Genomic DNA, 12,968 nt, shown 5'->3' with positions numbered 1-12,968 from the left:
TATCTGATACCTATACATGATTCCAAGTTAATGTATGGGTTCCATCTGTCCACTGATCAACACCCGGTGAAATTTCAGAATGTACCCAAGTACCTGCACTATCTAAAATTTGTAATGAATCAGTGCTATCGGTATCAAATCGAATATTGTTATTATCCATATTCTCAAATAAATCACTTAAATTTACGAGGATAAAATCACCAGCGACCCCATCTTTAAAATTGAAAATATCAATATGTTTAAATAAATTTTTATTAACGACACTAAAATCAAACGTTCCAGCTCTTCCTTTTTTGGTGACACTATCTATACCTAAACCACCATCAATTGAGTGATATCGATTGAAATCGGTAAGCGAACTGAATTGAAACTCGTCATTAAAATTAGTTCCTGAAATATCGGTAATGGAAGTAAGTGTATCTCTCCCCCAATTACCTTTAGAAACTGTCATATCTTTATTGTTAGTAATATAAACTCTTATACCTTCTCTTAAATTAGTATAATCTATTTTCGTATTACCACTAGTATTCACTATTCTATCATTACCACTACTGCCGTAAACAATATCATTTCCAGCACCAGTATGAATTTCATCACTTACACTACTACCATAAAATTCATCATCTTTATCAGTTCCAATGATTTTGTGTATATTCACGATACGATCTTCTTTACCATACCCATTATCGCTTACTATACCTGTGTCAAGATTTGCTTTAATTCCATTTGGTGATTTATATTGAACAACTGCATTATTGCCAATACCAATTAATGTATTATTTCCATCACCACCAATTAAAATTCCTTTTCCTGATATTATATCGTCATATTGTGAACCATATATGTTTTCGATATTTTTTATCGTATCTTTTCCGCCAAAACCATTAGTCGCCGTACCATTACCGTTTGCATCTAACGAAACAACCACACCTTGAATTCCATCATCGTAATAGAGCCAGTCACTACCAGCGCCACCGTCTATAAAATTATCACCACCTTTAGCATGGATATGATCATCACCTGCACCAGCAATAACGGTATTACCTTCTGTTTCGTTTCCATAAAACTGCAAAGTACCATTTTTAATGGTCACATTATTTATATTCTTTATTTCAGCATCATAATTATTAGCTGTAATACGATTGTTTTCTAAATCAACAATATACGATCCTTGCATTGTTTCATCTAAAATAAGCGAGTTAGTTCCACCACTACCGTCAACAAATGTTGTACTCTGGTTTATAATGAATGTATCATCATATTCCGTACCAACAAATTTTGCGAATCCACCCGCTGTAAAACTATCCTGATATGTCTGTCCGTTGATATCTTTTATTACTGTTCCATTAGTAGCGTCTATCTCAATCCCAGAATTCTGTGCAACAATAGAATAACGACTATAATCTAACGTATTCGTTCCATTACCTTTAGTGATAATTTGGTCATTACCCAAAGAACCATAGATGATATTTTCCGACCCGCCACCAACATGAATAATATTATCAGCATCGCTTCCTTCAATGATATCATCAAAAGCTGAACCAACAATATTTTCGAAATTTGAGACCTTATCTACACCATCAAGACCATTGCTATCTTTGGTACCGTTCTTTGTTGCTACTTGATTTTTCAGGCTGATTTCAATGCCATTAGCGACATTACTATAATCGATAGTATCGACACCATCTCCTCCATCATAATAATTAGACATTCCGCCTTTGCCTACAATAAGATAATCATCGCCAGCGCCTGTACTAATGAGATAATTAGTATCATTAGCCAATTCAATACGATCGTCAAAATCAGTTCCAACAATGCCATTTATGTTAGTTAGCTGATCCGCACCGCCAAAACCATTTGAATAGGCACGTCGTGTTTTAAGATTTACATCAATGGCCGAAGACGCTAGATGATAATCTACAACGTCAATTCCTGAACCACCAATAAAGGAGTTATAACCTTGCCCAGCAACATAAAGATTATTACCTGCTTCACCGTGAATTACAGCTCGACTAATTGCATCACCTTCAATATAAAAAGTATCATTACCTTCACCACCATATATCGTTATACTACCTTTGGCGGTTTTAAAAATATCATCATGTTGACTACCTTTAATTGATTGAATATTCGTTAAAGTATCCGAACCATCAAAGCCATTATTGATAACTTGTTTATCTGTTTTAGAAAGGTCAACATTAATTCCTTTTACGGATTCTTGATAACTGGCCGTACTATTTCCACCATTACCGCCTATTAGCGTATTGTTACCCCCCATACCTACAAGGATATCATTACCACCATTACCAATTATGATATTGTCTTTATCATCTCCAATTAAGACATCATCAAAATGTGTACCAGTAATGTTATTAATATTTCGAATTGAGTCGTTTCGACCAAATGCATCGGTAACAATGCCCTTAGTTAAATCAACATTGACTCCGTTATCAGTGGTTTCATAACTTATTGTATTAATACCGCCTTTGCCATCTATCTGATTATCTTTGCCACCACCAACAAAAAAGATATCCTTGCCATCACCGCCAATCAAGTTGTTACTTTCTGTTAAGCTTCCGATAAAAGTATTATCACCATTGTTACCAATAATATTTTGAATATTTTCAACCTGTTGATTTACAGCTCCTGTAACAGTTTTCGTATGTAAATCAATAATTAAGTCACCTTTTACTTGGCTATAATCTACAGTATTAATTCCAGCTCCACCGTCATAAATATCTTGTGTTGTGCCAGCAATAATGACATCATCTCCAGCACCACCAACAACATGAACATTATTAGCGGAACTTGATAACAGTATGTTTCCATCGATATCAATAAGTGATGAAGGGGAATCAACAACTGAAAAATTAAAGTCTTCTGTTACAGTTTTTCCATTTGAATCAGTGTATGTTACCGAAATCGAGAATTTATTAATCTGACCTTTTGGATATAAAATAATGATTTCATTGAGCGATAAACCATATTTATCACCCTGCGCTGTACCGCCTCGAATAATTTCATAGTCAGAAGGAAGCCCTGTTATGTTACCTATTGATTGAGCATCATCAAAAGAGACAATACGAAGAATTTTACCTTCTTCAATATAATTTTGATTAGCTACGTTAACCGTCCAATCAGCATTTTCTTGCGAAAGATCAACCAGTGTTGTTGAATACTGCGCATTGGCTGTAACATCCGTTCTTGCTGTTAGATTACCACCACCGACATCGTAAACATGTTGAGCACTATCGATTAATCCTTCCCATTGATAAAGTTTAACATTAGGCATCTTTGGCGTAATACTTGCAGGTGGTTTACTTTCAACAATTGGAACTTCGCCATCGATACTTGATTGAAACTTTTCAGAATCCGAACTGGATGATGAACTCTTCTTAAAAACAATATCTGCATGAGGTGACTTAAGTTTAGCAGGCTTCACTTGCATGTCTAAATCCATCATATTTTCAAGTGAAGATTGAATTTCATTTGATGACGTGTCCGCACCACCACTTGTATCAATAACAATAAAATTGTCTGTCATGTTTGTCGTGAGATCAACCGTTTTATCTTCGACACTTTCGACAGTGATGTCATCCTCTTTAGTGGTAAGTTGTTCAGGTGCTTTTGTTTCAATTATCTCTGGTGTAATATCTTCAATTTTCGCTAAACTCATAATTTCATATGAATTTAATTTTTTTCCATCATTAAATGCTAATGAAAGCACGCCTCCATTTAAAGAAGCTAATTCGGCTCCCATCGTTAAAATCAATTTACGATTGTCACCTGTAGTAATGATTAAATCCGAACCATTAATTGATAAAGATACTTTATCTTTTTCCCATGAAGCATTAATTTTATTGTCTTCATAAGTAAAAGGAATAATTGAAAGAGCTGGCTCCATCGGTGTTAAGGCTGTATTTGTGTTACTCATAAACTTGTCTCACTTCTTATCTCTATTTATACTCGGTCAACGATTAATTCATGTGTACCATCTGTCCAAATTTCTTTTGAACCATTTACACTATGTGACCAAGAAGAGGAATTTATTAATGCTAAACTGTCATTACTATCTAAAACAAACTCAACTGAATCTGTATCCAAAGCATCAAAAAAGGTCGATAAATCAATGGAAATTCTATCCATGCTATTGTCTTTGAAATCAAAACTGTCTATATGTTTAAAAATAGTTGAACTTCCAAAAAAGAAATTATCTGTTTGACCAGATTTTTTAACAACATCAAATCCTTGACCTCCGTCAATACATTGATAGCCATTTAAATCTGCTAATGAGGTAATTTTGAATATATCATTACCATTGGTTCCAATGATGTTTTCAATACTTTTATAGTTATCCACACCTTGATTACCATTATCATGGGTTTTGACAATTGTGTTAGTATTAAGATTAACTTCAATTTTAGTATTATTTAATTCATTATAAATTAACGTATCATTACCGCGATCGCCGTTGTAACTATCGTTTCCTGTAGAAGCGTAAAATGTATCGTTTCCAAATCGTCCGGTTATAACATTGTCGTTATCATTGCCTCGAACAATACTATCACCCGAACCAGTTACAACTTTATTGATATTGATTAGTTTATCTGTACCTGTGGTTTTCCCACCACTTTTTACAGCAATACCTTTCTCTAAATCGATATCCACATTTGATGCATCGCCATAATCAACCCACGCATTTTTACCAACGCCTTCTAGTGTATCGTTACCAGAAAATCCTCTCATTTCAGCGAAAGATTTAATATAGTCATTGAATTCGGTACCATGAACGGTTTCGACATCCACAATATGGTCTTTACCACCATAGCTATTTTGTGTTGCATAACCTGTACCACTTTGATTGAGTTCTACTACAACACCTTTTCCAGTAGTAGAGTATCGATAGCTGATTATATCTGTGCCGCTTCCACCAAAAATTTCATTATTTCCGCCTAAAATATAGAAGGTATCATTTAATGAACCGCCGACAAACTTTGTTGAACCCGATGTTTTAGTATAACCAACATTACCTGAAGCATTTGAAAATCTAACTTCATCAATATTTTTTACGGTGTGATGAAATAAATGTCTATCTTTAACATCATCATCAATCTGATTAGTATCAAGATGAGCCACCATTCTTCCAGACATACCACTATAATCTATGGCATCGTGACCTGAGCTACCATCAATTGTTTGATTGCCTGCTGCAGCGATGAAAACATCACTGCCTTTTGAACCAATAAAAGTATTGAAATTGGTAAAATTATCTGTACCAGAGGTTTTAGTAACAGTGCCGTTACTCATATTGATAGTAACACCGTCACTGAGAGCATCATATCTTAGTGTGTTTACACCTTCTCCACCATCAAGAATATCATTACCATAATTGCCGTAAACTGTATCATTTCCAGCCCCAGCTAAAATACTTAGATCGTTAGCACTACTGTAGATTACATCATCAAAATCAGTCGCTATAATTTTTTGAATGTTTGTTATGTTATCTTGACCACCAAAGCCATTTTTAGCAACATCACCCGTTACTAAATCCATTTCCAGACCTGAAGTTGCATTACTGTAATCAACAGTATTAATGAAACCTGCGCCTTGACTTCCTCCATCAATTTTATTGTTGCCAGAACCTGCTATGATTGTATTATTACCAAGACCCCCATCGACTGAATGATCGCCATTACCTAAAACGAAATAATCATCAAAATTAGTTCCAATGACTTTATTAATATCCTTTAAAATATCAATACCTGAAAAGCCATTGTCATAAACAATACTTTTATTGAAATCAATGCTAATTCCATAAGCTGCATTTACATAACTAAGGGTGTCAAAACCTGTTCCCCCTAAATAATTGTTAAATCCTGCTCCTGCTTCATAGGTGTTATTACCACTATTTCCACTTAAAAATGTGATGCTCGCTTCATTACCACCAACTTTAAAGTGATCATCACCAGCGCCACCATCAATAATGGTAGTGCCAACACCTGTTATGAATTTATCATCATAATCACTTCCAACAATAGCTTGGATATTAATTAGTGTATCTTTTCCACCGAATCCATTATCTTCAACTTGGTTATTATCTTTTGTTAAATCCACTTCAATTCCAGATTCAGCGTCTGAATAGTCAGCGGTGTTAATTCCCTCACCACCATCGAGTGTATTATTTCCACCTCGACCTGATAAAGTATCATTACCTTTACCACCGACAATGAGGTTGTCTTGATCATCGCCTATTAAAATATCATCAAAATCACTACCGGTGATATTTTGAATATTTTTAACAGAGTCTGTGCCGCCATTACCGTTATTAATAACTTTATTTGCAGATAAATCAACGTGAACACCGCTAGTCACATTTTCAAAGGCAATGGTATTGATACCTTTACCGCCATCAATAATGTTGTTACCCCCACCACTCATAATCGTATCATTACCATCACCGCCAGTGAGTATATTATTTTCTTGGCTATGCCCAATTATGGTATCGCCATTATTACTTCCAATTACATTTTGAATATTTTTTAATGTATGGTGGGTATTTTTGGCGTCAGTTTTTCCATTATTTAAATCAATAACCAGTGATTCTTTAAGTTGGCTATAATTAACTGTATTTGTACCAGCACCTCCATCATAATGTCCATTTTGATTGCCTGCAAAAATGGTATCATCCCCACTACCAGCGGTGATATCAACATTATTTTTGGTTGATGAAAGTTGAAAATGCCCAGTATTATCAACAATAATTGCTGGGTGATCGGTAATATCAAAATTAGCCTGTTCATTTACTGTATTGCCTTGATTATCAATATAGCTTAAAGCAAGACTAAAAGACGATTTTATTCCTTCAGGATAAATAATTAAAAATTGATTTGCAGCTAATCCAAATTCTTTACCGAGTGCCGAATCAGCTGTAATGATTTTCATATTTCCGAGTTGACCAGTAACAGAAACGACACTTGTTGCATCATTAATTTCTATAACGCGCCCTATTTGCCCAATAGGTAGCTTCGTTTCATCATTAGCGTAAATTGTCCAATTTTCTGTTTCTCCCGATAGATCTATATGAATATTTTCATATTGGATATTAAAATTTTCTGATTCAGCTGCTTCGTCATTACCGGTACCCGCTATCCAAATTTTACTTGAGTTATTAACAACCGATTTGATTTGTAATAACTTTATTGAAGGAATATCGATTTCATCAGAGCTATCGTCGTTATTGTTATTATTATCATTGATATCGATAATTTCATGCGATTCTGCAATAAATTTTTCCTTTGAAGATTCGGCTGTATCGGATGTTGATGGATACGGGATATTTTCTGAAATATTGTTATCATTATCACTGATAGTTGATGAAGAATTTTTTGAAATAAACTTTTCAAGATCTTCAATACTCTCTTCATCTTTTTGTAATTGACTGTCTAAATTATTGACTACGATAATTTCAACAGATTCATTAGCGACAGGTTCGATAACTTCATGTTCATCTTGCCCCTTCATCTCATTTTTTTCAGTAACATCAGATTCATTATTTTCAGTTAACTTTGGCGCAGTATTAATAGATTGAGACTTGGAAATTAACTCATTAGCATTGATTGTAACCCCATCTTTAAATGAAAAAGTAAATATATTTGGGTCTAATGATGCTAGTTTAGCCGCTAATGGTAATATTAATTTTTTATCACCAGACTGAACAATCAAATCAGTACCATTAATTAATAATTCAACATCTTTATAATTAACGGGTATATAGTTTTCTGCATAGGTAACAGGAACAACAGCTGTTTCTGATGATGCAGGCATTGGTAATTCATTATATTGTGACATCTATTTATATCCATTCATCTAAATAAGTTAAGGTTCTGAAAAAACAAGAGAACTGTTTGACAATAAGGGTTTTAAAAAGTATTCCAGTAATGTCCTTTTTCCAGTCAGCAAATATGCATCGACACTCATACCTGGGTACATAGTTACATTATATTTCTCAGAAGGAACTTCAATACTAACAAGGTAATATCGACCTAAATTTTCGTCTGAAACAGCATCTGCACTGATAACAGATACTCTTCCCTCTAGTGTGTTAGCATATGAAACGTCAAAAGCACTGATATGCAATCTTGCAACCATTTTTTCCCAAATACGATCCCTATCTTCTGGTCTTACTTTTACTTCAGCAATGAGAGGGACTTCTGAAGGTGCTATTTCAACTACTTCTCCCCCTGCTCGAATAACTGCACCTGTATGAGCAACAAACAGACGCTGAACTACGCCATCGGCAGGACTGACAATTTTTGAGTTTTCTCGTCGTCCTTCACTGTGCGTTCGCGAGTTATCAACATCGCTTAAATTGATATTAACTTGAGTTAGTTGTTTTTGAACATCAGATATGAAGTCAGCTTGAATCTGTTCATATCTTGCTTCATATTCTGAAAGTTCACTATTTAATCGTGGTACTCTTAATCTGGACTCATTAAGTGCGGTTTGTATTTGCTGATTTTCAAGTTTTTTCTGAAGCAAAGCTCCTTGTGCTGCTGCTCCCTTAGCTACCATGTTTTTGTAAAGCTGTACTTCTTGTTTAGCCAACTCCGCTTGTTTGCTAAGATCATCAATTTTAGTGACCAATTCTAAAATTTGCGCTTTCTTCTGTTCTACTTGAGCATTAATGACTTGTTTTTGTGCCCGTAAAGCTACGGATCTTGAATCAAATAAATGCAATTCATTTGTTATAATTTCATCTAATGATTTTTCACCCGTAAATTTAGGTTCAAATTTTTCATTACTTAATTCTGCATTAAGTCGTTCTATTCTGACCAATAAAGCTTTGCGTTCAATTTCATTTTTGGCAAAGCTTTCATTAACATAGCTATTATCAACAATCGCAATTAATTGTCCTTTTGTAACATGCTGCCCTTCATGCACCAAAAGTTGTTGAATAACGCCACCTTCAGGGTGTTGAAGAGTGATATTTCGACTTTCGACACGAATAACACCAACACCTTTAACTAACACATCAACTTTAAATAATGAAATCCAAATTAGAAATAGAACGATAACAAGTAGTGTTCTACCTGCTATTCCTGTTGGCATATAGTTAGCTAGTTTTTTTAAAACTACCACTCCATCTTGAAATTTTTCTCTAAATCTATCTTTCATTTTGATTCAAATATTGTCATTAATTTGTTGGTATTAATTGGCAGCGATGACCACTTTAATTTACCTGTTCTAGTAATTTATTGCGCCTATATTTTAGTTCTGTATCATTCTTTGACTTTGAATCTCTGAAGGCTGATTTTCAACCACATTGACTTCATCATCACGTAATATACGGATAGATACAAATCCAATATCACTCCTATTAACAGAAGCATTTTCTATTTTTACTTTTTGAACGGAAACTTTTCGAGATTGTAAAATACTAAACACTTCTAAACTTCGTTGATATTGTAGACTTAAAGAAAAACCAACTTGTGCGTCATCTGACGAAGTAGCAAAAATAACAGCACCTTTTTCTTCGATTTGGTCTTTATTCGCATCAATCCATTGAATCAATTTTTCTTTATTTGCTTCTGTTAAGAAATTTCGATTTTTAGGCCCCTGAAAATCCAGACGTAATTCATTTGGATTGACACCCTGATCATACTTATAAACATTAGTCACTAATTGATTACGCTCACGCAATTTAATCCCAACATTTTGTTGAGCAATAATCATTAATATTTGAAAAAGTAACGTGATTAGAAGATATACAAGTAATAATACTGTCATCATATCAACATATGCTGGCCAGAAATGTGAATTTGATTTCATAGAAATACCTTTCTTTTCATTATTTTAAGCTAAGTTTGAACATTCCATCATCTAACTTATCAGCAAGTAAATATAAACCGAGTGTAGAAAGATAATAATCATATAATGCTGATGATCGACTTACTTTCGCACTAAAGTAATCTGTTTCTACGGTTAATAAATCGTTTAGATTACGTTTACCTAAAATGAATTCATCCATATATAATTTGCGAGTTCTACTTGCATCATCTTCGGCTTTCGATTGTATTAGGTAAGTATCAGTAGAGTTAAGCGCATCTTCTACCAAATTATTTGAAACCTCTTTAATATCACGTACCAGTTGATTGTAAGAAGCCATACTATAACTATATCGAGCTACTGCTTGACTGATTCTTGATGAATTAATACCACCATCTAAGACAGGCATACTAACTTGTAGTGACACTTTACCACCGATGAAATTGCCATTTTTATCACTTGGATGTTGGAAAGGTTTACTATACGATCCGACAGCATCAACTGAAGGATATCGTGCACTTTTTGCAACCTCAATTTCTGAACGAGCACTGTTTAACTGAGCCTCAGAAGATTTAATATCAGGGTTATTTTCCAACACATTATTCAAGATTTGGTCATATAATTGACTTGTAATAAATACTTCTTTCAATTTTACAGGATGGGTTGGCGCTGAACGACCCAACAAAGAATTCAACTCTTGTATCGATTTTTTCAATTGAAGTTCAATTGATTTAGAAGCATTTTGTGCATTGGTTAATGCTAATTGTGCCCTGATTAATTCTGACTGAGGTGAAAGCCCTCCTGTAACTTGTACACCAATAGTATTTACAAGTTGTGACATTTCTTTTATATAATCTTGAGCGTAATCTTTTTGTTGAGTGTAACGACGTACATTAAAGTAAGCTTTCACTACATTGAACGTAACTTTATTTTTTTCATAATCAGCAACATATTTAGCTGATTCACGAAGTTGTTTTGCACTATCTACACTATAACGAGTACGACCAAAATCAAGCAGGTTATATTGAAAAGAGACCTGAGCTTGAGCATATTCATCATTAGACCTTGATATCGAGCTCATTCGATCGAAGGCTTTATCGCGGGTTTTAGCTAACACATTAACTTTAGGATAGTATGTTGCTTTCATTTCATCTATTCTTGCATCTGCTTCTTCTAATCTTGAGTTCGCAGAAACAGTACGCAAGGAGTAATATTGAGCAAGTTCTATGGCTTCTGCTAAAGATAATCCTCTTGATTCAATATCAAAACCATTTTGCAATATGCTAGGTAATTGTTTATTAGCTAATAGAATATTTTCATTTGCTTCGTAAGTATTTTGGGTATTTGGTAGCTCATGTTTAACAGTACAACCAATCATAAGGGACGAAAGCACACTTAATACGATAATTTTATTTTTCACAACATAATCCATATAACAAATAACTATTTAAAAATAATTAACTCCATCTTATCTTTAATAAAATAGAGTTAATTAACTGTGCTACACAAAGTATTAACTCAATTTTGAACAGATGCTCTTAATGTAGTCATTTGACTAACACATTCTTGCAAAAGTTCATTTTGTTGACGCACTACTTGTACTACTGCTTCGGAATCACTTGTTTTCATACGAGCAACGGATTCAATTGTTAATAACTGTTGGCGAACACCTTCCATTTCAGATTGCAAACAAGTCAGTGTTTCAGCTACTTCTTTAAATGTTTGAACTATTTGTATGCGATCCGCATTCATTCCACCAATTGCTTCAACTAGAGCAGTACGATTTCTATCTGTTGAGGTATAAACATTTTCAATAACTTCAATTGTTTGACTTTGAACCTCATTAATTTTCACCGTATGTTCATCAATTGCATTTAACGCATTATTCGCTGTTTCTAATTCGACTTGAATACTTCGTAAAATAGGTTGTTGACCATCAATAGAGGCAAGCATTGAATTGACACCTTCTAACTCACTTTGTATTTGCCCCAACACAGATTGCATAGAATTGAATATTTGGTTTTGTGAGGCAAAACTCTGCTCTTGCTGTTGAATAAGCTTATCAAAATAATTAGATAATTTATTGGTGCTTTCAATCTGCTGTAATTGATTATCTTCGAATTTTTTCTGATAATTAAGAAATTGATTAAATGAATCTAATAAAGCTGCATTTAAATTCGTTGTTTGCAATTTAACGTCCGAAGGTGATGCAAGAGCAGACTCAGTAGAACCATTAATTACACTTGATATAGAAACGCCTACATCATTAGCATTCGTTTTAGCCCAATCTTCAACTGAAAAATAGATATTATCAACTATTGAGCCTAATAAATGCGCTAATAAGCCCATTACTAAAGAACCCATTAATCCAAGAAATGATGCAGTAAATGCTGCTGACATGCCACCTAAAGGTGCGGCAATACCACCAAGTAAAGCTGAAATATCACTGGTATTATTAGTAACAATATCCATTGATTCACGGATACTGCCCATTGTTAAGATTAATCCTATGAACGTACCTAATAACCCTAAACCAACTAATAAACCTGATAAATAATCTGCGCCAGATACACGGTGGGAAAAGCTATCTTTTAATTTGTCTAGAACAGAATTACGGATTTCTGGACCTGAAAGTGCCAAATCAGATACACGCCCTCTTAACCCTTTAACTGCACCTTTAAAAGGAAAGTTATTTAATTTATCAAAATTATTGGGATTTTCTGAGGCTACTGATAAAAACTTTTTCCAGCTATTGATTCCGCTCATTAGTGAAACAGAAACAATAAAAGTATAAATTACACCAATAACTTGCATTGAAATAATAGCGGTATTGATAATTTTATTATGATTAATAGCTTCTAAAAGATCATCAAAAAAATATGCATAAGCTATTACTATTACAAAGAGGATCAATAATATAAATCTTATCGATCGTTTAACAGAATTCAACTTCACTTTATCCATCCTTAAACTAAATTATAAAAACATACATAATTTAGTATAACTATATTTATTTTCCAATTTTTTATAAAAAATTAATATTCATCAATCTTCTTAACGAAAATATGATGAATTCTTATTATAATACTGATTAAAAAAATTGAAACCTTTTTATTCAAAAATTTCCAAATAAATATTACTGT

The 12,968-nt window shown here is 33.7% G+C and carries 6 protein-coding genes; all 6 read right to left on the bottom strand.

Translation table 11 applies throughout. From position 1 onward, the window contains the following. Positions 1-10: 10 nt before the first annotated feature. Positions 11-3,934, bottom strand: coding sequence for a beta strand repeat-containing protein (locus tag ACGH4F_RS04480; protein WP_267352501.1), 3,924 nt, complete (start codon positions 3,932-3,934; stop codon positions 11-13). 26 nt (positions 3,935-3,960) lie between these two features. Next, on the bottom strand, positions 3,961-7,848 hold the full coding sequence (locus ACGH4F_RS04475; protein WP_411590156.1) for a beta strand repeat-containing protein: 3,888 nt from the start codon (positions 7,846-7,848) through the stop codon (positions 3,961-3,963). 27 nt (positions 7,849-7,875) lie between these two features. Further along, positions 7,876-9,174, bottom strand: a complete 1,299-nt coding sequence (locus tag ACGH4F_RS04470; RefSeq protein WP_267352499.1) for an HlyD family type I secretion periplasmic adaptor subunit — start codon at positions 9,172-9,174, stop codon at positions 7,876-7,878. 93 nt (positions 9,175-9,267) lie between these two features. Further along, positions 9,268-9,828: a hypothetical protein gene (locus tag ACGH4F_RS04465; RefSeq protein ID WP_267352498.1), complete on the bottom strand. Its 561-nt coding sequence runs from the start codon at positions 9,826-9,828 to the stop codon at positions 9,268-9,270. A 19-nt stretch (positions 9,829-9,847) separates the two neighbouring features. Beyond that, a complete protein-coding gene (locus ACGH4F_RS04460) occupies positions 9,848-11,245 on the bottom strand; it encodes a TolC family protein (protein ID WP_179855830.1) in 1,398 nt (465 codons plus the stop codon). A gap of 98 nt (positions 11,246-11,343) precedes the next feature. Beyond that, positions 11,344-12,780 carry a MotA/TolQ/ExbB proton channel family protein gene (locus ACGH4F_RS04455; RefSeq protein WP_267380711.1) on the bottom strand — a complete coding sequence of 479 codons (1,437 nt, stop codon included), beginning with the start codon at positions 12,778-12,780 and terminating at the stop codon, positions 11,344-11,346. Positions 12,781-12,968 lie beyond the last annotated feature (188 nt).

The organism is Gilliamella sp. CG35, assembly GCF_046635745.1.
Lineage (GTDB): Bacteria > Pseudomonadota > Gammaproteobacteria > Enterobacterales > Orbaceae > Gilliamella > Gilliamella apicola_I.
Note: the sequence above shows the minus strand (reverse complement) of the source record. Positions and strands in the feature narration are given on the sequence as shown.

Excerpts from the sequence above, each read along its gene's own strand:
- ACGH4F_RS04465 (WP_267352498.1), bottom strand. The coding sequence starts at position 9,828 with ATGAAATCAAATTCACATTTCTGGCCAGCATATGTTGATATGATGACA.
- ACGH4F_RS04470 (WP_267352499.1), bottom strand. The coding sequence starts at position 9,174 with ATGAAAGATAGATTTAGAGAAAAATTTCAAGATGGAGTGGTAGTTTTA.
- ACGH4F_RS04480 (WP_267352501.1), bottom strand. The coding sequence starts at position 3,934 with ATGAGTAACACAAATACAGCCTTAACACCGATGGAGCCAGCTCTTTCA.
- ACGH4F_RS04475 (WP_411590156.1), bottom strand. The coding sequence starts at position 7,848 with ATGTCACAATATAATGAATTACCAATGCCTGCATCATCAGAAACAGCT.